23 protein-coding genes are annotated in these 26,823 nt (G+C 61.4%); 12 read left to right on the top strand and 11 right to left on the bottom strand.

All coding sequences use genetic code 11. The features are described 5' to 3' along the window. Position 1 precedes the first annotated feature (1 nt). Genes QMK22_RS03210 through QMK22_RS03200 form a run of 3 tightly spaced genes read left to right on the top strand, consistent with a single transcriptional unit; the run spans position 2 to position 2,876 of the window. Positions 2–910, top strand: a complete 909-nt coding sequence (locus QMK22_RS03210) for an ABC transporter permease (protein ID WP_283496192.1) — start codon at positions 2–4, stop codon at positions 908–910. Next, complete coding sequence (locus QMK22_RS03205; protein WP_283496191.1) at positions 907–1,692, top strand: ABC transporter permease; 786 nt, start codon at positions 907–909, stop codon at positions 1,690–1,692. Before QMK22_RS03210 ends, QMK22_RS03205 begins: the two co-directional genes overlap by 4 nt. Beyond that, entirely contained in the window at positions 1,689–2,876 is a 1,188-nt protein-coding gene (locus QMK22_RS03200; protein ID WP_283496190.1) for an ABC transporter ATP-binding protein, read from the top strand. The genes QMK22_RS03205 and QMK22_RS03200 overlap by 4 nt, the downstream gene beginning before the upstream one ends. Positions 2,877–2,946: 70 nt before the next feature. On the opposite strand, the gene QMK22_RS03195 is transcribed toward QMK22_RS03200, so the two are convergent. Both QMK22_RS03195 and QMK22_RS03190 read right to left on the bottom strand, forming a co-directional pair. Beyond that, positions 2,947–4,239, bottom strand: coding sequence for a flavin monoamine oxidase family protein (locus tag QMK22_RS03195; RefSeq protein ID WP_283496189.1), 1,293 nt, complete (start codon positions 4,237–4,239; stop codon positions 2,947–2,949). Between the two features lie 30 nt (positions 4,240–4,269). Continuing rightward, positions 4,270–5,493 carry a flavin monoamine oxidase family protein gene (locus QMK22_RS03190; RefSeq protein WP_283496188.1) on the bottom strand — a complete coding sequence of 408 codons (1,224 nt, stop codon included), beginning with the start codon at positions 5,491–5,493 and terminating at the stop codon, positions 4,270–4,272. A gap of 218 nt (positions 5,494–5,711) precedes the next feature. Here QMK22_RS03190 and QMK22_RS03185 point away from each other — a divergent pair, with 218 nt between their 5' ends. From QMK22_RS03185 to QMK22_RS03170, 4 genes are all read left to right on the top strand, one after another. Further along, on the top strand, positions 5,712–6,638 hold the full coding sequence (locus QMK22_RS03185) for an Lrp/AsnC family transcriptional regulator (RefSeq protein ID WP_283496187.1): 927 nt from the start codon (positions 5,712–5,714) through the stop codon (positions 6,636–6,638). Between the two features lie 182 nt (positions 6,639–6,820). Next, positions 6,821–7,696, top strand: a complete 876-nt coding sequence (locus tag QMK22_RS03180) for a DUF1684 domain-containing protein (RefSeq protein WP_283496186.1) — start codon at positions 6,821–6,823, stop codon at positions 7,694–7,696. 109 nt (positions 7,697–7,805) lie between these two features. Further along, the gene (locus QMK22_RS03175; protein WP_283496185.1) at positions 7,806–8,108 is read left to right on the top strand and encodes a DUF427 domain-containing protein; all 303 of its coding nucleotides are present in this window, start codon (positions 7,806–7,808) and stop codon (positions 8,106–8,108) included. A gap of 90 nt (positions 8,109–8,198) precedes the next feature. Beyond that, a complete protein-coding gene (locus QMK22_RS03170) occupies positions 8,199–10,028 on the top strand; it encodes a glycoside hydrolase family 15 protein (RefSeq protein WP_283496184.1) in 1,830 nt (609 codons plus the stop codon). A gap of 58 nt (positions 10,029–10,086) precedes the next feature. On the opposite strand, the gene QMK22_RS03165 is transcribed toward QMK22_RS03170, so the two are convergent. The 3 genes from QMK22_RS03165 to QMK22_RS03155 form a co-directional block, all read right to left on the bottom strand. Then, a complete protein-coding gene (locus tag QMK22_RS03165; RefSeq protein ID WP_283496183.1) occupies positions 10,087–11,280 on the bottom strand; it encodes an acetyl-CoA acetyltransferase in 1,194 nt (397 codons plus the stop codon). A 124-nt stretch (positions 11,281–11,404) separates the two neighbouring features. Beyond that, positions 11,405–13,249 (bottom strand): helix-turn-helix domain-containing protein, encoded by a 1,845-nt coding sequence (locus QMK22_RS03160; RefSeq protein ID WP_283496182.1) that lies wholly within the window; start codon positions 13,247–13,249, stop codon positions 11,405–11,407. Further along, a complete protein-coding gene (locus QMK22_RS03155; RefSeq protein ID WP_283496181.1) occupies positions 13,246–14,832 on the bottom strand; it encodes a class I adenylate-forming enzyme family protein in 1,587 nt (528 codons plus the stop codon). The genes QMK22_RS03160 and QMK22_RS03155 overlap by 4 nt, the downstream gene beginning before the upstream one ends. A 296-nt stretch (positions 14,833–15,128) precedes the next feature. Here QMK22_RS03155 and QMK22_RS03150 point away from each other — a divergent pair, with 296 nt between their 5' ends. The 4 genes from QMK22_RS03150 (at position 15,129) to QMK22_RS03135 (ending at position 18,204) form a co-directional block, all read left to right on the top strand. Beyond that, on the top strand, positions 15,129–16,349 hold the full coding sequence (locus tag QMK22_RS03150; protein WP_283496180.1) for a low temperature requirement protein A: 1,221 nt from the start codon (positions 15,129–15,131) through the stop codon (positions 16,347–16,349). A 129-nt stretch (positions 16,350–16,478) separates the two neighbouring features. Beyond that, on the top strand, positions 16,479–16,967 hold the full coding sequence (locus tag QMK22_RS03145) for a DUF2127 domain-containing protein (protein WP_283496179.1): 489 nt from the start codon (positions 16,479–16,481) through the stop codon (positions 16,965–16,967). Between the two features lie 167 nt (positions 16,968–17,134). After that, entirely contained in the window at positions 17,135–17,443 is a 309-nt protein-coding gene (locus tag QMK22_RS03140; RefSeq protein WP_283496178.1) for a rhodanese-like domain-containing protein, read from the top strand. Next, positions 17,398–18,204 carry a sulfite exporter TauE/SafE family protein gene (locus tag QMK22_RS03135; protein WP_283496177.1) on the top strand — a complete coding sequence of 269 codons (807 nt, stop codon included), beginning with the start codon at positions 17,398–17,400 and terminating at the stop codon, positions 18,202–18,204. Before QMK22_RS03140 ends, QMK22_RS03135 begins: the two co-directional genes overlap by 46 nt. An 87-nt stretch (positions 18,205–18,291) precedes the next feature. Here the strand turns inward: QMK22_RS03135 and QMK22_RS03130 are convergent, their stop codons facing one another. The 3 genes from QMK22_RS03130 to QMK22_RS03120 form a co-directional block, all read right to left on the bottom strand. After that, positions 18,292–18,573: a metal-sensitive transcriptional regulator gene (locus QMK22_RS03130; RefSeq protein ID WP_283496176.1), complete on the bottom strand. Its 282-nt coding sequence runs from the start codon at positions 18,571–18,573 to the stop codon at positions 18,292–18,294. A 317-nt stretch (positions 18,574–18,890) separates the two neighbouring features. Then, on the bottom strand, positions 18,891–20,300 hold the full coding sequence (locus QMK22_RS03125) for an MBL fold metallo-hydrolase (protein ID WP_283496175.1): 1,410 nt from the start codon (positions 20,298–20,300) through the stop codon (positions 18,891–18,893). Between the two features lie 146 nt (positions 20,301–20,446). Next, positions 20,447–21,799, bottom strand: coding sequence for a flavin monoamine oxidase family protein (locus QMK22_RS03120; RefSeq protein WP_283496174.1), 1,353 nt, complete (start codon positions 21,797–21,799; stop codon positions 20,447–20,449). Between the two features lie 363 nt (positions 21,800–22,162). Here QMK22_RS03120 and QMK22_RS03115 point away from each other — a divergent pair, with 363 nt between their 5' ends. After that, positions 22,163–23,293 (top strand): ScyD/ScyE family protein, encoded by a 1,131-nt coding sequence (locus QMK22_RS03115; protein ID WP_283496459.1) that lies wholly within the window; start codon positions 22,163–22,165, stop codon positions 23,291–23,293. Here the strand turns inward: QMK22_RS03115 and QMK22_RS03110 are convergent. Genes QMK22_RS03110 through QMK22_RS03100 form a run of 3 tightly spaced genes read right to left on the bottom strand, consistent with a single transcriptional unit; the run spans position 23,290 to position 26,797 of the window. Further along, positions 23,290–24,987 (bottom strand): dipeptide ABC transporter ATP-binding protein, encoded by a 1,698-nt coding sequence (locus tag QMK22_RS03110; RefSeq protein WP_283496173.1) that lies wholly within the window; start codon positions 24,985–24,987, stop codon positions 23,290–23,292. The two genes, QMK22_RS03115 and QMK22_RS03110, sit on opposite strands and share 4 nt — an antisense overlap. Beyond that, on the bottom strand, positions 24,984–25,844 hold the full coding sequence (locus QMK22_RS03105) for an ABC transporter permease (RefSeq protein WP_283496172.1): 861 nt from the start codon (positions 25,842–25,844) through the stop codon (positions 24,984–24,986). Before QMK22_RS03105 ends, QMK22_RS03110 begins: the two co-directional genes overlap by 4 nt. Beyond that, positions 25,841–26,797, bottom strand: a complete 957-nt coding sequence (locus QMK22_RS03100) for an ABC transporter permease (RefSeq protein ID WP_283496171.1) — start codon at positions 26,795–26,797, stop codon at positions 25,841–25,843. The genes QMK22_RS03105 and QMK22_RS03100 overlap by 4 nt, the downstream gene beginning before the upstream one ends. Positions 26,798–26,823 lie beyond the last annotated feature (26 nt).

Here is a 26,823-nt window from a genome sequence, read left to right as displayed (position 1 = left end):
CATGGCTGATATAGCTTCTACTCGCGATCGGGGCAACCGCTCCACTGACGACGGCGGGACGACGAAACAGGGTCGAGAGCCCAAGAACTGGCGCCCGTTTCTGCTCCTGATACCCGCCTTCGTCATCGTCTCGTTCTTCTTTCTCGCGCCGCTCATCGATGTCTTCGTCCGAAGCATCACGGATCCGACGCTGGGAATCCAGAACTATGTGTGGCTGTTCACCACCCCCACCAACATGGTGGTGGCACTGCGCACATTCGGAACTTCCTTCCTCGTCACGATCGTCTGCCTGCTTATTGCGTACCCCTACGCATATTTGATGACGATCGTGAGTGATCGCACTCGCAACATGTTGCAGCTGTTCATCATGCTGCCGTTGTGGACGAGCATCCTCGTGCGCACACTCGCGTGGTTGGTTCTTTTGCAGGACACCGGACCGATCAATGGGCTTCTCGAATCGTTGTTCGGAATCGGCCCGCTGCCGTTGATTCGGAGCACCTTCGGCGTCGCTCTTGGTATGTCCCAAGTGCTATTGCCGTTCATGGTCCTGCCGATCTACTCAGCACTGGCGAAAATCGACAAGCGACTTCTACCCGCGGCGGCAAATCTGGGCGCAAGACCAGTTACGGCATTCTTCACGGTCTATTTGCCGCTGTCCCGACCAGGGATTTTTGCCGGTTCGGTCACGGTCTTCATTCTGGGATTGGGCTTCTACATCATCCCCGCACTGCTGGGCTCGTCAAAGGAAATCATGATGTCTGCACTTATGTACCAGCAGATCAGTGGTTTCCTAATGTGGGGCCACGGAACGGCGCTCGGTATCTTCATGCTCACCACAACCATCGTGGTGCTTGCGCTCGTGGGCCGTTTGTCCAAGGGTACGAGTCTGTTTGCGGGGCGGGTGAAATGACGCTTAAGCGCGCACTGGGTGCCTTGGCAGTTCTCATCGTTCTCTGGTTGTTGCTACCGACCCTGGTCATCATTCCTATGTCGTTCAACTCGGCGGCGTCGTTCAACTTTCCACCCAAAGGGTTCTCCCTGCAGTGGTACGAGAACTTCTTCACTGACCCTTCGTGGTTGCGAGCCCTGGGCTCATCGCTGCAGGTCGCGCTCGTCACCATGGTCGTCGCAACATCGCTGGGGATCATGGCGGCGATCGGGCTGTCCAAAGTCAAATTCCGCGGAAAGGCCTTGCTAGAGAGCTACTTCCTCACACCGCTGATCGTCCCGGGCATTGTTATCGCAATTGGGCTCTACTCGCTCTTCCTGCGGTTCAACCTGCTCGGCACACTGCCGGGATTTGTGCTGGCGCACACCGTCGTGGCCCTGCCCCTCGTCATTATTAACGTGACAGCCTCGCTGCAGGGCGTGGACCCGCGATTGGAGCAAGCCTCGGCAACTCTGGGGGCTGGACGGCTACGCACATTCTTCAGCATCACGCTCCCGCTGATCATGCCCGGGGTCACGGCGGGAGCTCTTTTCGCCTTCGTCACGTCCTTTGACGAAATCATTCTGTCGCTCTTTATTCAGAGTCCGCAGTTACAGACGCTGCCAGTGAAGATCTACAACAGTGTGACGCAAGCGAGTGACCCAACCGTTGCCGCCGTTGCCGTCATTGCGATGTTGACTTCTGTACTGGTTATGCTCACCGCACAATTTGCTACCCGAAAGAGAAAGCGAGTTTCGGCATGAGACCGGAAACCAGCCCGTCCGCACTGGATCAAAACGAACGAGAACTTCGCCAGTTGCACCTGAATACTGAGATCATCAGTGTGATCAACGACGCGGGAATCAGCCTCCGCGATGTCACAAAACGCTACGGCAAGAAGGCGGTTGTCGACGCCATCAATCTCGTTATCGAACCGGGCGAATTCATGACTTTTCTCGGCCCGTCCGGGTCGGGCAAAACCACGACTCTGAACATGATCGCCGGTTTCGTGTCCGCCACAGAAGGTTTACTCCACATCTATGGCAAGCCCGTTGCCAAACTGCCCGCACACAAACGCGACATCGGCATGGTGTTTCAGAACTATGCCCTGTTCCCGCACAAAACCGTGGCCGAAAACATCGCGTATCCCTTGGATCGGCGCAAGATCGCGAAGGCCGAACAAAAGACGATGATCGCCGGCGCCCTCGACATGGTGCGCATGGGCGAATTCGGCGATCGCTATCCGGCGGAACTTTCGGGCGGTCAGCAACAGCGCGTGGCGCTCGCGCGCGCACTCGTCTACAAGCCTCGGGTGTTGCTCATGGATGAGCCGCTCGGCGCGCTCGACAAGAAATTGCGCGAATGGCTGCAGAAAGAGATCAAGCGAATCCATCGCGAGGTGGGATCAACCTTCGTGTACGTGACACACGACCAGGAGGAGGCGCTGTCGCTTTCCGACCGGATTGCGGTATTCAATAATGGTCGGATCGAGCAGGTCGGCAGTCCGGCTGAGCTCTATCAACGACCGGAGACACTCTTCGTGGGACGGTTTCTCGGGGAATCCACTGTCCTGTCCGGCTCGCTGGTCAATACGGTTGGCGGCACATCTACTTTGGATGTTTCCGGACATGCAATCCGTGTTCCCGGTGAGAAGAATTCGACGTCTCTGGCGATTCTTATTCGTCCAGAGAACATCACTCTCTGTGCGGAAGGTACCGAGTCAGAGTCCTCAGACGTGAACACGCTGCCGGTAACTGTGTTGGATGCGAACTATCTTGGCTCAGCGTGGCGATGTGAGGTACAACTGCCGGATGGCAGCACTGGCACCGTTCGTGAGGCGCACTCTGCCGGGGTGCGCGAGCCCGGCACTCGTGCCGTTATGAGGTGGAATGTCGATTCCGGCGTACTCCTCGAAGACACCGGCGAAGAAGGCGTATCGCTCACCTAGCGCTTCGCTGACTATCGGAAAGACATAGTCACAGTCGATGCTGCCAGGGCCCGAGAGGGACCTGGCAGCATTATCGTGTCAGCGCGTTCGACACCAGGCGGGCCTCGCGCAGCCCGCTCTCGACGGCGCCGTCGATGAACCCGCCCCACAGATCAGCGGTATCGCAGCCGGCAAAGTGCAGCACGCCATCCGCCAGCTGCAAGCGCGAGAGATCGCGCGTCAACTGCCCCGGTCGGTGGGTCATCCACGTATTCTTCGACAGGGGATCCTTCATCCAATCATGTGCAGCAACGCCGATCACTTCCAGGTCGTCACGCCACACTCCGACGGCAGCCTGAACCTGTTCGATACTGGTCACATCGATGGCTGTGTGATCCGGGCCAAAGCCGACGAGGATCGAATGATCATCCTCGATGAACTCGCTTTTGAGTACCGAGATCGGGTGGTGCTGAGAAGCGTAAGCAAAGAAACGCGGCAGGCGCCCGCGAACCTTTATCCATACCTTGATTCCCTGGGAGGCCACGCGCTCTTCATTGGCGCGCCGCCACACCTCGGGTAGGGACGGTGTCACCGTGATCGTGTCGATGGCGTTGATGGGCAGAGTCATGATCACGCGCTGCGCCCGCAACTTTTGACCGTCGAAGAGAGTGACGGTGGCCCTATTCTCGCTGTGGTCGATGGCGGTGACCGTCGAGTTGAGGCGGATATCGCCGACCACATCGGCGGCGATGGCAGCGCTGAAGGCGGACATACCTCCCACGACGCGATAGGTTGCCGAGGCTTCGTGCATCAGAGGCCAATGGCCGCCCGTCGCGCTCGCCCAACGCAGTGCACTAGACAGTCCTACTTCGTGCAATGGGGCGTTGACGTGCCCGACCCACACCGACTCATTCGCGGAACGGGCCTCATCGTCGAGGTGCAGATCGTCTATGCGCTGCTGAAGCGACTGCTCGTCCAGGTCAGTGATTCTGCCGACGGTTGGAGCTATCGCTTGCGGAATTGCCGAGAGCGCATCCGCAACTATTTGTTGTTGCCCGTCGTGGATGAGAGCCGAAAAATCCGCCAGCGAGCCCTTCCGTGGTGCAGCACCGGCGCCGAGCCAGTAGGCCTCCTCAGCGATCGGGCTGCGAACAGTTTGTCGGCCGTACCGGGTCATTTCTGCCCAGACGTGGGGTTGCACCCAGTGCACCCAGGTGCCACCGAGCTCGAGGTCATGACCAAGAGCCTGCTCGGTCCAGGTACGACCGCCCACTCGGGCGCGCGCCTCGAGCACGATCACTTTGTGTCCGGAGCGGCCGAGTTCGCGCGCGGCGACAAGGCCGGCGAATCCGGCGCCGATGACGATCACGTCTGTGGTTTCCACTGTGTTGTTCCTGATGTGTTCCGTTGATTTTCAGGCTAGCGCCGAGATGGCTTTCGCCGCTCGAAAGCCGGACACGACCGCACCGTTGAGGGACTGCTGGAGACCGGTGTGCTCGCCGGCTATCGCTACGAGCCCGGCAGCAGAGTCGAAGGCGGAGGTGTCCTCCGGCCTCCAATCGAGGGAGGGTGCCGAGTATGACCCCATCGTCCATTCGTCGTGCGTCCAGTCGGTAAAGAGCACGTCTCCGTCGATAACCAGGTCTGGGCGCATCCGTTTCAGCTCGGCAACCCAACGTTGGGGCCCGCTCGCGGTCTCGAGTGCGGCCAGCGTGCGGGATCCGCCGGCGAAGCACGACAGTGCCGGAACGCGATTCTCGCCGTCGACCGATAGGGAACGCCACGACCACCATGCATGATCCGCATTCTGAAGTGCGACGTCACCGTCGACAGCCAGCAGTGGAACACCCAGCTTTGCGGCCGTGCCCATCGAACGGTGTTCGAGCGCTGCGCGCTGCGGAGCGGGAAGTACGAAACCGAGATCGAGCCCGCGCAAAATGGGAAGCGGGACGGCGAGTATTGCCGCCTCGCCATCGACATGGCTGCCATCGCGGAGGGTCACCTGAACGCCCGAGCGAGACTGATCGACAGCGGCGATGGGGGACTCCAACCGTATGGCCGTGCCAAGCAAACGAGCGAGTTCAATGGCGAGCGACTGGTTGCCCATCAGGAATCGCCCCCCGTCCTCGACATAGCCTCCGTCGGCCGAAGACTCATGCAGCAGTGCGGCCTCGGCGCTGATGAATTCAGGATCGCCAGCCAACGACGTCGCAATTCGCCGATATGCCGGGTGGCTAGGAAATTCCACGCCAATGGTCACCCGGAACACCTCGTCAACCGAGATCCGGTCCATACCGTCTGCGAGCATCCGGTTCAGTGTGGTGCGCAGTCGTGCACCGACTGCATTGAGCTCGCTGAGACTCAAGTGCGAACCGTTCACCGTTCTTCGTGCGTAGCGAACGTTGTGGGTGAGGATCGGTACCTCAAGCTGCGCTGACAAGCGACGAATCGCGAATTCGGTCGGGAATACGTACTCACCGCCGCGCTCGGTGACCTGGCCATTGGCGAGCGTTTCTGACCATGTGCGCCCACCGACCCGGTTGCGGGCTTCGAGAACAACCGGATCATGTCCGAGTTGGCGCAGTTTCCATGCGGCGGTGAGGCCCGCGAGCCCAGCGCCGATAATAATAACCTTCACGATTCCCCATCAGTTTGTGGCACGAGGCCCAGGTTCTGCCCTGAGCAACGCTCAACTTCATTGTTGATGCTGTTTACGCCGAAACGGCGGTAATTATGAAAAAGAGTATCTGAAAAGCGGAAAAGTGTGTGCATATTCCCAATATCCACTCGCTCTAATGCGAATTTGCGCTTCCATGTGGCAGTATTCGATGGACCAGATCTTGAGACGAAGTGACAATGCCAAACAGCTACGGGCCATCCATTGAAGAGGATCGCGTCATCGATTGCCTGCGCCGGGACGGGCGTGCGTCGTACTCGTCCATCGCCGAGGAACTTGGGCTCACCCGCAATCGTGTTTCTGAAATCGTGAAGTCGGTCGTTGACCGTGGACAACTGCGATTCACCGCGAGCGCTAATCCACGCATGTTTGGATTTCGAGTTGAGGGTCACCTGCACGTTTCGTTCCGGGGAGACCCGACCTTGCTCTACGAAGAAATGATTGGGTCGTCACTGACGACGTATGTCTCTACAACAACCGGAGACGCCGGGTTGTGCGTTCAGGTGCGGTGTCGCGTTGACACGGAGCTCGTCGAGTTGCTCGCAGCGATTCGCGAACATCCTGAGGTGCTCTCAATCCAGGTGCACCATTATCAAGCGATCTCCCACAATGTCTACGCACCCACGCTCCAGGCTGAGGAGGAATACGCGCTCGACGAGACTGACATGCGGTTGGTGGAGACGCTCGAACGAGACGGCCGAGCTCCCGTTCGGGTGCTCGCCGCGGCCCTCGGTCTTCCCGAAAGTTCCGTGCGTCACCGGATGACACGCCTCATGGACGGTGAGATCATTCGTGTCGTCGCAGTGCCGCGGCGGGAGTTTGGCCGTGCGCACACGCTCGCACTCGGTTTGGGCATACGGCACACGGGCGGTTCCAGCATCGGTCTGAACGCATTGAGCCGGCTCGGCGTGGAATTCATGACGGCTACGACCGGGGATTTTGGCATCATCGCCACAGCAGTTTTCAGTACGTTGCGTGAAGCGAACGACTTTGTCGAAGTACTTCGTCGCGAGCCGTGGGTCACGTCCCTATCGACCTGGCTCCACATGCAAATTCTGAAAGAGGACTACAGTATCGCTGCGTATCGACACTCGCGAGAACACTGACCACAAATCGATACCCGCTCCACCAACTCGGACGGCTGCGAGACGCACGGGCGCTGAGGGTCATTCGACCAACGACCGCGCATCCATGTTCGGCGCGATAATCGTGACGTGCAATAAAACCGAGCGTCGGGTGGTTATTGCTCACGACCCGTTTTGGGCTGAAACCGTGTTGGGACAAAATCATGACGCACCGCATCGACAACGAAATCGATACCTCCGGGCCGACCCGCGATGACTCCGGGCCCGAGGCGCTCGTCAACGCAGCGCGGCGTCAGCGCGCGCAGGTCGTTGTGGCGCCGCAAGGAAACCTGGCGCTCATGAACACCCAATGGATCACCGGTGACGTTGGAGTGAGTCAGCCCATCTGGGGAGCTTCTGGACTGTGGTCGCCACTACCGATGGGGGTGTCCGGATTATTGTTGAGCGCCTCCGCGTCCGACGGAATACTCGTGGACGGTGTACTTGTTGACGGCGATGTGGTCGTGGCGGGTCTGGACGCGGTGTCCCCGTCCCGCATCCGGTTCAGCGAGACCGTCACCGGAACCGTCATTGCCAGCGAGGAGGGCGACTATGCCCTGCGGGTGTGGAATGCCGACTCGGAGGGCATCCGTAATTTCGGTTCGATCGATGCATTCCGGTACAACCCTGAGTGGGTCGTAGAGGCACAATTCATACCGGATGCCGACACGAGTGAAGTCAGCATCGCTCATCTCAAGGAAGAGGGAAAGACCAGCGAGAAGGCCCGATCGCGCCAGATCAGCTTCACCCTCGACGGTCAGACATTCGCGCCTGTGGTGTACGAAGATGGTCCGAGCTGGCTGCTCGTCTTTACCGATGCCACCTCCGGAGAGACGAGCTACAGCGTTGGCCGGTTCCTTCGTGTGGCGCCCAGCGACTCAGGCACTCTCGTCGTGGATTTCAATTTTGCCTACCTGCCGCCCTGCGCCTTCAGCTACAACTTCAGTTGCCCCATCCCGCCGACACAAAATCGGTTGCAAATCGCCGTCACGGCGGGCGAGCGAAACGTATTGACGCACGACGGCGATCTGCTCCACTGACGGCTGGCACGCGAACCCGCTTGTGTATGCCAAGTCACAGAATTTCCGATAGTAGCCCTCTACGCTCGTAGAGGTCACTGGATGTCCCCCCAACGAAAGGTCCAACCCCATGAAGGCAGTACTCAACGGCGTCGTGATCGCCGAAGCACCACAGGATGAACTGGTCAAGATTGAAGGCAACTGGTACTTTCCGCCCGACAGCGTCAATTCTGAGCTTTTGGTCGCCAGCACAACGCCGTACACCTGCGCGTGGAAAGGCGAATGCCAATACTTCAACGTGAAAGACGGCGACACCATTCTTCAGGATCGCGCGTTCAGCTATCCCGATCCCTACCCCGCTTCCTTCGAACGAGTCGGCCGCGACTACAGCAACTTCGTCACATTCTGGAAAGAGGTACAGGTCACCGCATAGCCGGAGCCGCCGTCCTGCCACCACCCGAGGAGAACAGCATGATCACCGCCAGTTACCACCGCACCGTCCTGGCCCGATCGAGGGCCGCGAATGAGTAACCTTCCGATTGCTGACCATGCGCTGCTATCAGATCGGCACTCCGCCGCCCTGGTAACCCGGGATGGTTCGATCTCCTGGCTGTGCTTTCCTCGGTTCGACAGCGAATCCGTGTTTGCATCCATCCTGGACGACGATGCCGGGCACTGGTCGTTCCGAGCCCCCACGCCAACCACGTCGACCCGGTCGTATGTGGAAGGGAGCATGGCGCTGCAGACCATCTGCCAGTCCGATGAGGGTACCTTCGAACTGCTCGACGCGCTGGAACTCGGGGATTCTAGCGATCCACACCGTCTCGGCGAGAATGCCCCGCACACCCTGCTGCGCGGTATTTCCTGCACCAGCGGTCCGGTCACCATCGAGATGGTCTGCCGGCCTCGTCCCGAATACGGGCTGGTCGTTCCGGTTCTCGCTGAAATCGATTCCGGTATCGTCGCCACGGGCGGTTCTGGCCGCCTCACCGTATCGCTTCCGGCACCGGCGATCAGGCGCGACGGAGAGATTAGGATGCAGTTCACGCTCGAGGCAGGACAACAGCAGTACTTCGCCCTGCAACGCACACGCCTCGGCGAGCCACTTCCCGGTGCCTACAGCCAGGAGGCGATCGAGGCCGCTCTAGCCGCCACGATCGCCAGGTGGCAGGAATGGTCGAACATTCACCAGAGCTACGACGGGCCGTGGCGGGAGTTGGTTCATCATTCCGGACGGGTGCTCCAGGCGCTGAGCTACCAGCCCACCGGCGCGATCGTGGCCGCCGCCACGACGTCCTTGCCCGAGCAAATCGGCGGTGAGCGCAATTGGGACTACCGGTATTCCTGGGTGCGCGATGCCAGCTTCACCATGAAGGCACTCTGGGTTGCTGCGTGCCCCGACGAAGCCCACGAATTCTTCGGCTTTATGACGGCCGCCGCCGCGCATTCCAACCCCGACCGACATCTGCAGATCATGTTCGGCATCGGCGGCGAACATGATTTGTCGGAACGCCTTCTCCCGCAACTGTCCGGATGGCGGGGCAGCAGCCCCGTGCGAGTCGGAAACGGCGCGTGGGACCAACCGCAACTCGATGTGTACGGCGAGCTCCTCGACGCGGCGTTCCGGCTGCGTGAGCAGCTTGGCGAGATCGAACCGGCCACACGCATCTTCCTGATCGCCCTTGCCGATGCAGCTGCAGGCCAATGGCAGCAGCCGGACAACGGCATCTGGGAAGTGCGCGGCGCCCCGCGCCACTTCCTGTACTCGAAACTTATGTGCTGGGTGGCCCTCGACCGGGCAATCGCCATGGCCGACCAGCTGCACGCCGTCGACCGTGTCGCCGAGTGGTCAGCGATGGCTGCCCAGATCCGAGCAACCATTCTTGAGAAGGGTTGGAACGACGAGGCAGGTGCGTTCACCCAGGCCTTTGATTCGCCCGACCTGGATGCGGCGGCACTGATGCTATCGATCGTGGGGTTCCTGCCGGCTTCCGATCCACGCGTGCTCGCCACTGCGGACGCCATCATGGATCGGCTCACGGATGCCCGTGGGCTGGTGTATCGGTATCAGACTGACAGTGGCGTCGACGGCTTGACGGGTAACGAGGGCACCTTCCTGCTGTGCACATTTTGGCTCGCTCAGGTGCTCGCCACCGGCGGCCGCACCGAGGAAGCCCGCGTGATATTTGAGAGAGCCGTGAGTCACGTCAACGATGTCGGCCTGCTCGCCGAGGAGATCGACTCCGATACCGGCGAACAACTGGGGAATTTTCCCCAAGCGTTCAGTCATGTCGGTTTGGTCAACGCCGCCTGGGCCATCGACCAGGCCGAGAATCACCAACACAAAATCTAGCCGGCAGGTGTGAACACCAGGCAAGTGGCGCCGCGTTCACAGGCCGGCCATCGCCCGTCTACAGCGCTTCAAGCACACTGGCATAGTTTGCGACCGCAAGCCCGCCCATGTTGTGCAGGGCCGCTCGGCGAGCATTGGGCAGCTGCATTCTTCCTGCGGTGCCGGTGAGTTGCATAGCCGCGATCACGTGTTGGGAAACGCCGGTTGCCCCGACGGGGTGTCCTTTCGATTTGAGGCCGCCCGACACGTTCACCGGCAGTTTGCCGTCACGATAGACGGTCCCGTCGTCCAATGCCCGTCGCCCGTCGCCGCGCTCCGTGAAGCCGAGGGCTTCGTAGAGGATCAGTTCCGCGATGGTGAAGCAATCGTGAACCTCGGCGAACGACAAGTCCTTGAGGCCGCATCCGGCCATCGCCAGCGCTCGTTGCCACGCGGCCGTACTGCCGGCGAAGGCGATCGGGTCACGTTTTGCGCTCGGCAGAAAATCGTTCGCGTGGCCGAATCCGGTCAACCGCACGCCTGGCGTCGCCGCATCACGAGAGCGAATATCGCTGGTGCTGATCACCACGGCCGCTGCCCCGTCTGAAACCGGTGAGCAGTCGCTTCGGCGCAGCTGGCCGGCAACGATCGGGTTTTGCTCCGAGACGGTCTGGCAGAACTCTTCACTCAGATCTTTGTGCAGGTGGGCATACGGGTTCGACATCCCGTTGTGATGGTTCTTCGCGGCGATTGTGCCCATCGAGTCGCCGACGTCGCCGTAACGCTCCGCATACGCATCGGCAACCGTGGCGAAGAGTCCGGCGAAACCAGTTCGGGAGAGCTTGCCGGCCATCTCGTAGTCAGCCCCGAGCAGCGCCGCGCCGACCGTATCGGCTCCTGCTGCAGTCATCTTCTCGGCTCCGACCACGAGCACGGTGTTCGCGGTGCCGGCGAGCAGGGCCTTCACCCCTTGCTGGAACGCCGCTGAGCCGGATGCACAAGCATTCTCAACCCTCGTGGCCGGCACGTTGGCGAGGCGCGGCGAGACCTGAAGCACGAGCGAGGACGGGAACGCCAACGGCACCATTCCGGCGTTGAATTGTCCCAGGTAAATCTCGTCGATGTCCTTGGCGTCAATGCCGGCGTTCTCGATGGCGTCTGTGGCCACCCCGACGATCAGCGACTCGAGTGTTTCGTCGGTGCGCTTGCCGAAGCGGGAATGTCCCCAACCGGTCAAGAGAATATCGGTGCCGAATTGGTCTGCAAGGCTCATGCTCGTGCTCTTTCCTGTGTGGGGACGCGCCCCAATTGGTAGCCGGTGAACGTGCCACGGAACACCTGGCGACGATGATTCGAAACCGTGAAAGCTGAAAGCTGATAGAGATGGAGCCAGGGTGTCAGTTCTGAGTCCGTAGGGCGTTGATTCGCAGCGCGAGTTGGCGTTGCAACGCAACGTCGGTGTCGCGCCAGCTGACTTCGGTGATCTGATCGATCCGGGCCAGCCTCTGATGAACTGTGTTTGCGTGCAGGTACAGCGACTCGGCTGCTGCAACAACGTTGGCTGAGTTGAGGTACACCGCTGCCAATGTGGGCAATAGCGCGGTGTGCTGCTCCTTGTCATAGTCGATCAGCTGTCCGAGTACATCTCTGATGAACTGGTCGATTTCCTCATTTGAGGAATTGGCGAGAATAGTGGGAAACGGGGCGACGCCCGAGCTATCAGTTCCCTGACCGACGCGCCCGAGGGCAACGAGGGCGCTAACTGTGTTCTTGGCCTCAGCCACGGCCTTGCCGAGAGTCCGGGAAGTTACCGTCATTCGGCTGGCCCCCACCGTGACGGCATCACTCACCGTAGATGAGAGCGAAGTCGCGGCCTCCCGGGCGGTTTGATTCGGGTTTCCCCCCGGTAACCAGAGCAACACGTCCGCCTCAAACTCACACGACAAACCGTGCCGTTGTTCGGCCAGCCGGTGGGCCGCACGAAACAGGTCGTATCGGCGGGAGATATCTGCAGGCCGTGCCAGCAAAACGACGCTGAGAGTGTCGATGCCGATCGGCACCGATCCGCGCAGCAAAGTGGCGCGATCGCTGAGTGGGTTGCTCATCAGTTCATTGATGAGGTCTGCAGCCACTTCACGTGAACTGTGCAAGCTGGCCTGCAACGACTCGAGCATGAGGGCTCCCACGGATACCGCCCGCACCAGTATCTGCCTGCCCTGGATCTCCTCGAGATCATCGTGGTCGCTTTTGGTCGCGACGTGCAGCATAAAGCCCAGAGTTGCCGTGGACGACGTCAGCGGCTGAGCATTCCACCCCTCGTCGGTCGAAGTTCGCTCGTCATCACCGGCACGAGCAAGCTCGCGTCGCCCTTCATCGCATATTACGATCGTTCCGCCGACGGCGGACTGCGTCATTGAAGCGAGGTCTTCGAGAGAACCGCGGTTCATGAGCAACGCAACGAGGCGATCTTGAAGTTCGAGAATTGCCTGCGATGTGCGCTCATCAGCCTCGAGCGCGTGCAGTGCGACTTCGAGTTGCCCAAGCGCTTTCTGGTCTTGGGCATGAACGGTGGCATTCTCGATGAGTACTCCGGCATGTTGTGCGAGAGAAAACAGTAGCTCGACATCCTGCGGTCGATAGGCATGCGCGCGGCGGTCTCCGGCGAGGAGCAGCCCGACGACCCGGCCGGCCCACAGAACGGGTACCCCGACAATAGCTCGAAGCCCCTCTTCGCTGGTGGCGGTATCAATGGTGGTGGTGTGAATGTATCTTTCGTCAGTGAGATAGTTCGAGGACCAACTGGGTCGTCGCGTCGTGGCGATATAGCCCGAGATCCCTTCGCCGGGCTCGACTCGGAGACAACTGAACGCCTCGCTGATAATTCCCTCAGACACATGCATCGACGCAATCTGCGTTGCCTCGTCGTAACTGAGGAAGTAGGCCACATCGGCCATCAGTAGTCGACGACTGCGTGAAACGATGGACTGCAACACGCCGTCAACACCGTCCAGTCCGGCGATATCGCGCACCGTCTCACCCAGTCGAACCAGGGCCCGCTCGCGGTCTTCCAGTTCGTCGATTCGGCTACGGACGCTCACGGCTGCAGCGATTAGTCTCTTGTTCTGGGGGTTTGTCTCGGTTCGGCCGAAATCGCGCAGCTGCGCAGTGGTGGAACCTGCTGCGAGGCATTCCAGGAGATCGACGTCGAGGCGACCGACGTCGCGCCCCGTATCGGCGCTCATACCGGTGCCTTCGTGTCGGTCGACGGTGCAGCCTTCAGCTGGAAGCGGCGGATCTTACCCACGCTGGTGCGGGGGAGTTCATCGATGATGGTCCACTCTCGGGGGCGGCTATGCGGGGGCAGGTTAAGCTCTGCCCACGCGGCCAACTGTTGCGGGACCGGGGGGAACTTCGGGTCGCGTGCGACCACGTAGGCCACCGGCACCTGATCGCGCAGCGGATCGGGCACCGCGAGCACTGCCGCTTCGAGCACACCCGGTGCTTGAGAAACGACGGCCTCAATTTCGGTGAGGCTGACGTTCTCTCCCGCGACTTTGATCACGTCGTCGATACGGCCCACGAATCGCAAGGTGCCATCGGCATCGGCGCGGGCAAGATCACCGGTGCTGAACCAGGTCTGTCCGTCTCGGACGGAGAACGAGCGAGCAGTTGTCGTGGGATCGTCAAGATATCCCTCGAACAGGTCGACGCCAGGTTCACCCTGCACGGTCATCACTCCCGGTGCCCCCTGAGCGACCGGTTGGCCAGTGGCGGGGTCCCGCAATTCAAGACAGCGACCGGGAATCGGCGTTCCGATAACGTCAGGTCGCGGTTTCACGCCGAAGTCTCCCGTAACAATCGCCGTCGTTTCCGTCATGCCGTAGATCTGCCGGGGCTGACAGCCGACGTACTCAGCGAATTCACGGTAGTGGTCCTCACCGAGACTCTGTGCAAACCAGACGTGCTCGAGTCGCACTGGCGGTGCATCCTCACGGCGGCGCGCGAGGATCATTCGGATCGGAGCGGCGAAGAGACTCGCGTGCGTGGCTTTCAACTCTGCCGCCTGAGTGAACCAGCCGGAAGCGGAGAACGCCGACGTGAGAGCGACGCTGGCACCGGTGGCGATGGCGGAACTAAAGCAGTAGAACTGTGCGTTTGCGTGGAACATCGGCAGCGTGACCAACCAGCGATGCTCCGGCCGAAGTCCGATAATGTCGGCCATCGAGTGCGCCAGCCGGAAGTAGTTCTGCTGGGTGAGCATCACGCCCTTGGGCTCCGATGTCGTTCCCGACGTGAACATTACAGCCAACCGGTCCCTCGGTAAGACCCGGGACGGTTCCAAACTGTTTGATGCGGGGATATCACCGTCTGTGGACAGAAGCGCCGATCCCGGACGGGCATCAGCAACGGACTCGGTGAGCGCAACTGCACGATGCAGCTGTCCTGCGGCGCCGGTGCGGTAGACGTCTTCTCGACTCCCGGCATAGAACCCGAGCGTCGGGCGTGCCCGGCGAATTTGTGCGGCGATGTCCCTCGCCGTGGCTGCCGGGTCGGCGGGCACAATCCACGCACCGAGTCGGGCTGCGGCCAGCCAGATGAGCACGAAGGCGGGAGAATTTTTGAGGGCCAAATGCACAGCATCTCCGGGGGAGAGCCCCCAGTCAGTCATTTGGTGCGCCGTCTGAGCGACGAGTCGGTCAAACTCGAGATACGTCCAGGACACGGAGGCGTCCGGCTCAGAAAACACCAGAAACGTGCTGTCGCCGTGCGCTTTCACCGCGTCTACCCACAGCTGCTCGAACGTTTCGGGTGTTTCATCATGCATAACAGGCGCCTTTGCTCTGAATCCAGCGGAACTTCTTTGAAATGAATTACTCGAAGACTAGGGCAGATCTAAGCGTGGCATTATGTGATCTCGTCACTGAGTTCGCCCGACGAGATGTGTGGTCGTCACAGCAGGCCGCACACTGCATACCGGGCAGCGATAGATTGAATACCGGGTTCGCCACGAAGGTACACGCTGGCCGTGAGGACAGTGGCGGAGGCTGGGCTCCGCGAAAGTTGATCGGAGCCCCCGCCTGGCCCCTAGTCGCAGGCACCGTTGCACGGGAGAATGATGCCGTGACTTTTCCGACACAGGCGTCCCGCTCGACCTTCGGCATTCGTCAGAATCTCCTCCGGCCCGACGACTCGGAGCGCGCTCACAATGTCACGTACATCGAGCTGTTCTTTGATCTGATTTTCATCTTCGCGCTCACACAGCTTTCCCGGTACCTCTTCGACAACCAGTCACTGACCGGTGCGCTGGAATCCACCGTGCTGGTGCTCGCCTTTTGGTGGATTTGGATCTATACAACTTGGGCCACCAACTGGCTCGATCCCGTGCGTCTGCCGGTACGGGGCGCAATCATCGTGCTCTCGCTGATTGGGCTGGTGCTGAGCACGTCCATCTATGAGTCGTTCGGTGATCGGGGAGTCGTCTTCGCGATTACCTATGTGTCCCTGCAACTGGGGCGCACGGTATTCATGTTGGCCGCTGTCGCCCGCCATGACCGGGACTTGTTCCGCACCCACCTACGAATACTGGTTTGGCTCTCCGTTGCCGGGATTTTCTGGATTCTCGGTGGCTTTCTGGCCATCGAGTGGCGGCTGCCGTTCTGGGCGCTCGCTCTGGCCATCGAGTATCTCTCGGCCGGATTTGGATTTCGGGTGCCGGGCCTGGGCCGCGCCGCGGCCGACGACTGGGATATCTCCGGTCCGCATATCGCCGAACGCGGCGCGCTCTTCGTTATCGTCGCGCTCGGGGAATCGTTTCTCGTCACCGGGTTTGCGTTCGTGGAACAGGACATCTCCGTCGAGGGCGTGCTCGGTCTGCTCGTGGCGTTTGTCGCCGCCGTCGCCATGTGGTGGCTCTACTTCGACCATGGAGAGCGTGTGGGTAGCAAGGCCATTGCATCATCGTCCACCCCCGGCCGGATCGCGCGCCTCGCCTACACCTATGTGCACGCGATCATCATCGCGGGGATCGTGCTGAGCTCCGTCGCTGACAAGGAGATGCTGAAACATCCGGATACCCGCGTGCATCTGGCGACGGCCGTCACTCTCGTGGGCGGGCCAGTGCTCTATCTCGTCGGGGTCGTGCTGTTTCGTTGGGTCGTTGCCCGCGCTCTGCCCATTCCGCATGTGGCCGGCGGCGGCGTGCTCCTGGTGCTATTCGGCCTGGCATTTTTACTCCCACCGCTCGCGGTAGCGGCCCTGACCACAACGGTTCTCATCGGCGTCGCCGGGTGGGAAACGATCCGGCGTGTACGCTCAGGCACTGACGAGCCAGACGCCGGCTGAATACCGAATGGTCCCCACACCGAAGTGCTGGGCGGTCGCCCGGAGAACAGCGGTGGCCGAATCGACGCAACGAAAAGTCCCTGCTCAGACGGTCTCGACGCAGCAGGGGAAACCAGGGGAGGAGACGCGGTGCGCGAGCGAATATTGCACACCACCCTGCTTGACCGGGTTTTCCGGGTGAGCTTGGTCATGAAGGGGCTTGACGGAGTCCTCGAGCTGATCGGCGGTATTTTACTGCTGGTGGTCCCGCCGAATCAGATCGGCGCGATCACCCGTTTGCTCACCCAGCATGAACTCTCCGAAGACCCCGGCGACTTCATCGCGAATGGGTTGTTACAGCTCACCGGCGACCTCAGCGTGTCTGCGTCACTGTTCGGGGCGGCCTACCTCCTGCTCCACGGTCTCGTCAAGATTGTGCTCGTGTGGGCGGTTCTGAGAAACCACTTGTGGGCATACCCGTGGATGATTGCCTTCCTTCTGGTCTTCATCGGCTACCAGGGCTACCAAATGCTCTTGGGCCCTTCGTGGGGTCTCGCCCTACTGACAACATTTGACATCCTGATCGTGTACCTTACACGGCGGGAATACGGCATTCATCGCAGAGAAAAAGAGTCCTGATCCACGAGGGCAAACGGCGACCTAGAGCCCTCGAGCCGTCCTCGGTTCGGAGGATGTCCCGCACGGCAAACCGGCCCATCGGATTCACGTCGCAGGCATTTGGTCACAAGATACCCTAGGGGGTATTATGACCATGACGACACGACAAACCGAGAAAGGCACCCGAAATGGAGCTCACCACCAAACAGGTTTTTAAGCGGTTGACCATCGACCAAATCGTCGATGTGCGCGAAACCGAAGAACTCGCAGAGGGAATGATTCCCGGTGCCCGGCACATTCCGCTGAGCGAAATACCCCTCAGCTACGGCAGCCTCGACACAGCCAGACCAGTGATCGCAGTGTGCCGGAGTGGCCGCCGCAGCGCCGCTGCCGCCGAAAATTTGACCGCCGCGGGCTTCACGGCCCACACCATGACTGGTGGCATGCTCGAGTGGACGGCCGAGGCACTGCCGACCGTCGCCCCGCACGCTTCGTGATCATCGCGGCCCTGGCCTTGGGGCTCATCGTCGGAGCATTGCTCGGTCTGGTCGGTGGTGGCGGGTCGATCCTCGCCGTGCCCGCGTTGGTTTACGGTGTCGGCCTACCCTTGTCCGAGGCGATTCCGAGCTCACTCATTGTTGTTGGCGCGGCCTCGGCGGTGGCAGTAATCCCGAGACTGCGCCGGGGTGTGAACTGGCAGTTGGCAGCGATTATCGGTGCCGCCGGCGTGGCCACCGCATACCTCGGCGCCATGGTCAATCGCTTGATTGACCCTCGCGTCCTGCTCGGGGCGTTCGCCGTCATTATGGTCATCGCGGGCGTGCGGATGTTCTTTCCGACCAGATCCGTCGGCGGGCCCTGCGCGTTGCCGGGCGGTGGGGTGAAGTGGCGCAGTTGCCTCCCTCGGGCGCTGGCTACCGGCGCGGTGGTGGGGTTTTTGACCGGGCTGCTCGGAGTCGGTGGCGGCTTCCTGATCGTGCCGGCTCTCACCCTGGTTTTAGGCCTGTCCATGAGCGTGACGATCGGTACCTCATTGGTCATTATCGTCATTAACGCCGCCGCGGGATTCACCGCGTATCTGGGGGACGTGCAGATCGACTGGGCCGTGACCGGTGCGTTCGCCGCGACAGCCATGGTGGCATCCCTGGCCGCCGGCCGGTTCGGGCGCGGCTTACCGGACGTTGTCCTGAAGCGTGGTTTCGCCGTTCTGGTTCTGATCATTGCGGCTTACGTCGCGGTGAGGACCGTCGTCAGCTGACCCTTCATGCTGCACCATTGCGTATTCGACAGCGCCGTCGAATACGCGGTTGAGTGCGCTACTCCAATACGAAAGCTTGCTGTGGCTTCAGGAGAGGGATAAGAACAGCTTCTCGAGTTCGTTGACATCGAGTTGCTTCTTCTCGCCCGTCGAGTTCGTCTCGATGAGACATTCCTTCATTGCCGAGGAAATAATCGTGAAGCCAGCGCGATCAATCGCGCTAGACACCGCCGCCAGCTGCGTGACAACAGGCCGACAGTCTGCACCGGATTCAACCGCCGCAATCACCGCAGCGAGCTGCCCCTGCGCGCGCTTGAGTCGGTTTACGATCTTGCGCAGGTCATCTGATTTCGCTGGTTCCGAAGCCATAATCAGGGCACCTTTTCTTCTCGGCCATAGGTATATTTTGAGGGCCTCCTGCAGGCGCTCCCAGACGGGTGTCGGCGATCAATCGGTGGGGAGCCGATAGAACGTGACCAAAAAATATCCCGCATGGTTAAGGATACCCTGCCGGGTATCCTTTGTGGTGCGGATCGGGTCAGAAATTGGGGGAATCACAGGATTCACCAAATGCTGCACGAGCGCAGCGGCACAACCCGACGTTTGCCATACGGCAATGGCGGCGAACCGGTGTCCCGGTTCGCCGCCATTGCCCTGAATAGATCATTTCATCGGTGTGACCCGAATCAGTTGCTGGAAACAGTCTCCCGCGTCTGCTGCCAGGCTGCCCATGCGGCGTAGCTGCCATCAAGTTCAACGACGTCATAGCCGGCACGGCGCAGGGCGCTGGATGCGACGGAATTTCTTACGCCGCTCTGGCAGTAGGTCACTATGGTCCCTTCGGCGGGAAGCTGATCCAAATTCCACATGACGCGGCCTCCGCTCAGCTGGTGCGACCCGGGGACGTGACCGGCCGCGTGCTCCGTGCGATTGCGAACATCCAGCACCATAGCGGCGTTGAAGCCCACGAGCTCTTCGGGCTGGATCAGCTTGGGCGTGCTGGCCGGCAGACCATCGATCGTGGTGACGAAACCGGCGATCGTGTCGATGCCAACCCGCACCAAGTGGTCCCACATATCCTGCGCGGACTTCTGGTCCGAGGCCAGGAGTACGAGCGGGTTCGTGTCCGTTTCCGGGTTCACAACCCACGCGCCGTAGCTGGCGGTGGACTTGCCAGCCGGAATGTTCAGGGAGCCAGCGACGGTTCCCTCGTGGACCTCGGTGTTAGACCGAGTATCCACGAACGTCATCGAGTTCGCAGCGAGGCTCCGGGCGACTTCGGTGGTGTCCAACTCCTCCAACGGAGCACGCGCGCCCATAACGGCCGGACCCTGCCGATTTTCGCGCTTCATTCGACCGAAGTAGGCGTGGGCGTCAGGCTGGCCGTCGAGCAGTTCGGCAATGAAGCCTTCCTCATCGTTAGCCGCCAGGTAGGGACCCCACCACGCATAGAGCCGCTCGTAGCCGACGGTGGAGGAAGGGATGGCGCCAAGCGCCTTGCCGCACGCGCTGCCGGCGCCGTGACCCGGGTGAACCTGAACGTGATCAGGAAGGATCAGGAACTTGTTCCGCAGGCTACTGAAGAGTTGCTTAGCTCCGGCAAAACGGGTATCCACGCCGCCGGCGACCGCGTCGAGCAGGTCAGGGCGGCCCAGGTCACCGGAGAAGACGAAGTCTCCGGAGAGAAGATATCCAGGAGTGTCGGCGAATGCTCCGTCCGTAATCAGGAAGGACAAGTGCTCGGGGGTGTGGCCAGGGGTATGTACGGCCTTGACGGTGATGTTTCCGAGCGCGATTTCGTCGTTATCGTGGAGTCGTTCCGCCTCGAACTCATACTGCCAGTCAGCCCCGCCTTCGCCGGAGACGTAGGCGGTGGCACCGGTGGCGGCGGCCAGCTCGCGGGTGCCGGAGAGGAAGTCCGCGTGAATGTGTGTCTCGGCGACGGCCACGATCTTCATCCCGTTTGCTGCCGCCATGGCCTGATAGACGGCAATGTCACGTCGGGGGTCGACAACGATGGCTTCGCCCTTGGCCTGACAGCCGATGAAGTAGCCAGCCTGGGCCAGATCGTCGTCGTAGATGCGTTCAATAAGCATGGGGCTCTCCTTCGTTGGATGGTGGGGGAGTTTTCGGGATGAGAATTCCGTACCTCCTTCCACTACGATAATACCCTCGGGGGTATATTGCAAGCCTTGAGACTTCGCCGATCTCCAGCCCGACGCGCCGTGATCTGGCGGTATTGCTACGTCGACAAGGATGGAAAAACGGAGGTATTGCTCCACACCTCGGCAATCGGGATCGCACGATGCAGGACGTTCGATGCCGCTCGGTGGCCGGAGTGCAGCGCCGCGGTGACCGTTGCGGGGTCGTCCGTCCAGGTCGCCTCGCCGGCGATGTGGAGAACCCCGCCGATCGGCGTCGCGAGGTCGTCGTGGTCCGCCGTCGTGGAGCCGCGCGTCATGTACGCGTACGATCCGCGAGCGTAGGGATCGTCTTGCCATTTGGTGATGTGAACACGGGTTGGCTGCTCAACTCGGTCGCCGTAGAGGCGCCGCAGTTGTTCAAGCACCGAATCAACAACCTGCTCCTCGTTCCACTGGCGAATCTCCCGAGCCGTAGGACCGGCGGCAAAGGTCAACAGGGTCGGCGTCCCGTGCAGGGGCGTGAAGTCATACCAGGAATGCCATCTGCCACCCTCGGGTCCCTGCTGCCGGATCGCATAGACCCCGTCGTCCCAAAATTTGGTCGGGAACCGCAGGAAGACCTTCTCGAAAGCGTTCATCGCGAGGCGCCCCATGGCACCCGCGTTCGGTTCGGGCAGCGTCGGCTCGATGATGAAATCCGTCGACTGAAGCACCCCGATCGGCACCGTCACGATGGCGGTGTCCGCCGTCACGGTGCCGTGATTCACCGTGACGGTGACGCCGTCCGTCGACCACCGAACGTGGGTGACCTCATGGTCAAGGCGGACATCGAGTCCAGCGGCGAGATACCCGGGAAGCTGGTCATAGCCCTGGGGGAACACCACCTCATTGCCCTCGATGACGTCGTCATCGAGTCCGTGCGCGGCAAGTTCTTCGATCCCAGCGCCGTACTGCTCTTCGGAGCGGTGTTGCATGAACTCGCGAACACGTTCGGTGCGATCACGGTCCCAGCCCTGTTCAGAAATGGCCACTTCCGTCACGTCCCGGTAAGACGCGTGTGGCTCCGATGCCGCGACCGCGATCACGAGCGCGGCATCGACGGCGCGGATGTCATCCGCGAAGGATCGAGCGGCATCATCGGAAAGTCGCTCGCCGTTCGCACCATAGTATGCAATCGGGCGGCTGTCCGGTTGGTAGCCGCCCACCGTAAACTCCACGGTTCGCATCCCGATAGCCTCGGCGGCGGCGGCGACGGGGTTGGCGGTGATTCCGTGAATCCAGGATGCGCCCAGATCGGTGGTGAGTCCGTCGGTACGGTCGGTCCATACCCGGCCGCCCACACGATCGCGGGCCTCGAGCACGACGACGCGTCGGCCGGCGTTCGCCAACAACCGGGCGGCGGTCAAACCCGCCACTCCCGCACCGACCACGATCACGTCGAATTGGTTCATTTTGGGCCTTCCGTCATAGCGCGCCACATTGGCACTCCTGTGACGTTACTGACCCCGTCAGCCCAGCACAAAACGGCGCGTGCTGCGCCAGATCGTGCCTGCACCGCACGATCTGGCGTCGCGATCGCGTTCGCCAACATTCCAGCAGGAATTACCTAGACAGCTCCCAGCTTCGGGGATACGGTTTCTTCGTCGACATCTGGATGCGTCGGCTCGGAACAGCACGACCCCGGTCGCAATGGTGTGACGCCCGCACGTGGTGCCGGCGGTCACCCCTCCCGGAACACCGTTCTCTCGCGACCTGTCGTGGTTCTCGTTCATCCCTGAAAGCCACATCGAGTCAAGGAGCACGTTGTGAAAAAGATGGTCTTTACCGCCGTTGCCTGCGTCACCGCCATCGCGTCAGCGATGGTCGCAGCTCCGGCATCCGCTGTGGAACTGCCGACCCTCGGCGGGCCAACGGTGTTGGCGAGCGGTCTTTTCTTACCGCTGAGTCTGGGCATCGGTTCGGGCGGAACCGCATATGTATCGCAGAACGCCCTGGGCGTGCTGACCAAGGTCAGCCCCGACGGCGCGAACAGCGTCGTCGCCAGCGCCAGTCCCGGCGATGAGCTGGGCGCCGTGTCCGTGCGTAAAGGTACCGTGTACTACGCCACGAACACTCAGGATCACACGGCGTCCGCACTCTACGCGATGCGCGCCGGTGCCGTACCGACCCGCCTCGCGGACCTGTACGGCTATGAGAACACGGCAAACCCCGACCAGATCAATAGCTACGGGTTCGTTGATTTGCCGCAGTCCTGCCTTGACCAATTCGATCCTGCAGCGCCCACCGGCCCAGCCAGCTACACCGGAATTGTCGATACTCACCCCTACGCCAGCCTTCCGTTGAAGGACGCCGTCTACATAGCGGATGCCGGTGCGAACGCCATACTCAAGGTCGGATATGACGGCACGGTCAGCACGGCAGCCGTGCTGCCCGCCAGCGATCCGATCGTGGTCACTCCCGAGATCGCTGCCGGCGTCGGGTTTCCGGCGTGCACCGCGGGATTTGGCTACCGGTTTGAACCGGTGCCAACCGACGTCGAACAGGGCGGGGATGGCTGGCTGTACGTGACGAGCCTGCCCGGCGGTCCCGAGGACGCGAGCCTCGGCGCCCGCGGCGCGGTCTATCGGGTCAACCCGGCCACCGGTGAGGTGCGGTTCGTGGCCGGCGGATTCGTCGGGGCAACCGACTTGGCTGTGTCGCAGAGCACCGGTGTGATCGCCGTCACTGAATTGTTTGGCGGCCCGAAAGGAACCGGCCAGGTTTCTGTGTTCCACCCGACGCGGAGTGAACGCGTACTCAGGATTCCGGTGACATCACCGTCTGCGATCGAACTCGCCGGTAACAGCGTCTATGTCACGACGAACTCCTTCGTGGCCGATGCGACCGGGGCTCCTCAACCGATCGGGAAGGTCGTGAAGCTTTCGGTCAGGCTCGGCGACGACTAGGCTCCAATGATCTGGGCTGAGGACGTGTTGGGTGCGAGTGGGACCTCGGGCTGATCGAGTTCCCACTCGGGTCTCGGTATCGAGTCGAGCAGTAACTGGGTATACGGATGCTGGGGATTCTCCAGCAGATTCTTCGTCTGGCCGTGCTCAACGATGTCGCCGCGACGCATCACCATGGTGGTCTCGCAGACCTTGCGCACAACCGCGAGGTCGTGGCTGATGAAGAGAAGTGTAAGTCCCCGTTTTCGGCGAATTTCCTGGACGACTTCGAGCACCTGCGCTTGCACTGACACGTCGAGCGCACTCGTTGCCTCGTCTAGCACGAGCACTTCGGGACCAACGGCGAGCGCGCGAGCGATAGCGACCCGCTGTCGTTGCCCGCCTGAGAGTGTGCGCGGGCGCGCGTTGGCGTGCTTCTCGCCGAGGCCGACCTGATCGAACAGGGCAAGTACCTGGGAACGCGACTGAGCATGGCTGAGCTTGTTGTGCAGTCGCAGCGCGTCTTCGACAGCGGCACCGGCGATGATGCGAGGATCCAGAGACAGGTACGGATCCTGGAATACTATCTGCACCGTGCGGGCACGATCCAACCGTTCCGCTCTGGTGCGGCTGTGTGCGGCGCGCGAAACACCAGCCACCAGGATATCGCCGGCGTCGGCCTGCTCAAGTCCGACGATCATTCGTGCCAGAGTCGATTTGCCGGAGCCTGACTCTCCGACCACCGCGAGAGCATCGCCGCGTGGCACCGCCAGGGTCACGTTGTTGACGGCGACAAGCGGTGGATTCCCCTTCACGTAGTACGTCTTTGAGAGCGAGCGTGCCTCAAGCATCACGGCGGGCCGCGCCGATTCCGGCTCGGGTGCAGGCCGCAGCGCGGCAGCCGAACGCGTCGGGTTGATCACAGACACGGTGCGTGTGAAGACGCTCGGCGTGGCTGCGACGAGCTGCTGCGTATAGGCGGATTGCGGGTTCGTGAAGACTTCCTGCACCCCGCCGTGTTCGACGACAGTGCCGGCATTGAGCACATATATTCTGTCGCACAGGGCCGAGGCGAGATTGAGATCGTGCGTGATGAAGAGCATCCCCATGCCGTGCTGAGCTTGCTGCTCGGTCAGCACGCCAATAATTTCGGCCTGCGTCGTCACGTCGAGCGACGTGGTCGGCTCGTCGCAGATCAGCAGCCGAGGGGAGGTCGACAGAGCACCGGCAATCATCACGCGTTGAAGCATTCCGCCGGAGAGTTCGTGGGGGAATTGCGCAAGGTGGGCCTCTGGCCTCGGCAGACCGACGGAGCGCAGAAGTTCAAGCGCCCGCTGGGACGCATCCGCTTTCGACCACTTATTGCAGAGGATCAGCGACTCTGTGAGGTAATCGCCAATGCTGCGCATCGGATTAATGCCCGACCGCGGGTCTTGGAAGACCATCGACGCCGTGCTGCGACGCAGGGCCAGCACCTGGGACGGACCGGCCGAGAAGACATCGGTGCCATCGAGTACGACGGATCCGCTGATCCGAGTACGACCGGGCAGCAGGCCGAGCGCGGCGCGGGCGGTCAACGACTTACCCGAGCCCGACTCGCCGACCAGGCCGACGGTCTCGCCCTCTTCGACAGACAGTGAGACGGCGTCGAGGAGGCACGCCTGCGAACCGGTCGTCAGCTCGAGGGAAAAATCGGAGATTTTCAGGATGCTCATAACGGGATCTGTCCTCCGAGTCGGTCGGAGAATTCTTCTCCGATGATATTTATGGCGATCACGACGAGGACAACGGCAATCGTCGGCGCCATAGCGGGAAGAATCTGCCCGCTCATGAGAGCTCCCCGACTTTCATTGATCATTGCGCCCCAGTCGGCGGTGGGGGCTTGAACGCCCAGGCCGATGAACGATAGGGCTGCGAGGTCGGCGAGTACATATCCGAAGTTCAACGTGGACTGGGCGCCGACGGTGGGCATCACGTTGGGCAGAACACGGCGAAGGGCGATCCAGCCGCCCGAGAACCCCTGCACGCGGTAGGCCGCGACATATGGTCGCGTGCGCTCGGTGACCACGAGTGATCGCACCAGCCGTGCCACAAACGGCGCGTAGGCGATGCTCATGGCGATGACCGGAGCTGCCAAACCCTTGCCGAAAAGTGCGACGGCGAGAATTGCCAGCAAGAGAGCCGGGAACGCGAACAAGAGGTCGAAGATGCGTGCGAGGAGGGCATCGAGCCAGCCGCCGCGCCACGCTGCGATCAGCCCGAGCAGAATGCCGATTGCCGTCGACAGCACGACAACGAGCAGGGGGCCAAGTAATGAGGACCGTGCCCCGAACATCATGCGGCTCAGAGTGTCGCGACCGAGTGCATCCGTTCCAAGCCAGTGAGCACTGGTCGGCCCCGACAGCACGTTGGCGAGGTCGACAATGTTGGGATTGTACGGTGCCAGAATCGGTGCGGCGATGGCCGAGACCACCATGATCGCCGCAACGATCAGACTGGTCAGAAACAATCCACTGGCCCGGGGGAGCCGCAGCGATTTGACCACCGACGGGGGCGCTGCCAGTGCCCTCATCGTGCCGCCGCCCCTGCTGCAACGCGCGGATCGATCAGCGGCGCGAGAAGGTCGACGATGGTGTTGACCAACACGAAGATGATCACGATGAGGAGCACGATTGCCTGCACCACGGGAAAGTCGAGTCGGTCGACGGACTGCACCAGAAGGGAGCCGATACCCGCGAGACCGAATGCCTGCTCGACGATTGAACTGGCGACCAGAAGACCGGCAACAAGTACACCACTGACCGTTAGGATCGGACCGGTTGCATTGCGTAAAACATGTCGAAGGACGACCCGGGACCGCGGCAGTCCTCGGCTGGTTGCGACTTCCACGTGCTCCCTTTCAAGCTGATCAAGCATTGACGAACGGGTGACTCGAGCCACCAGGGCTACGAATGTGAGCGCGAGGGCAATTGACGGAAGGATGAGGTGGAAGATACCGTCGGCAAAACCGTCTCCGCTTCCGTACGACGGAAACCAACCCAGCTGAACGGCGAACACAGCGATCAGAACGATGGCTCCGACGAACGAGGGAATTGCGCCGAGACCGGTCATCGCGATCAGAATTGCCCGGTCCGCGGTTCTGCCGCGGTTGAGAGCAGCGATAATTCCGGCGGCCAGACCCAGTATCGCAATCAACACGCCGGCCAGCACGACCAGGCCCAACGTGACGGGTAGCCGGTCGGCCAGCACCGTCGTCACGTCTTGCCTGAACTGCAGCGAACGGCCGAGGTCACCGTGGAACAGGTTGCCGAGCCAGTCGATGTACTGCTGCCACATCGGCTTATCGAGACCGAATTGCTTGGTGACCTCGGCGATAGCTTCCGGGCTGGGTTTGCGTCCGCGGAGGAGGAAAGCGACAGGATCACCCGGTACGAGTGCGCGAGAGAAAAACACGAGCAGTGAGGCGGCAAAGACCGTCACCAGCAGCGTTCCGAGCTTCCGGGCCACGAGCTTGAAAATATTCACTGGGCAACCGAACTTTCCGAACGCGA

Origin of the sequence: Cryobacterium sp. PH29-G1, from assembly GCF_030063365.1 — a bacterium.
Classification (GTDB): domain Bacteria; phylum Actinomycetota; class Actinomycetes; order Actinomycetales; family Microbacteriaceae; genus Cryobacterium.
This window is presented reverse-complemented; position numbering and strand designations above follow the sequence as displayed.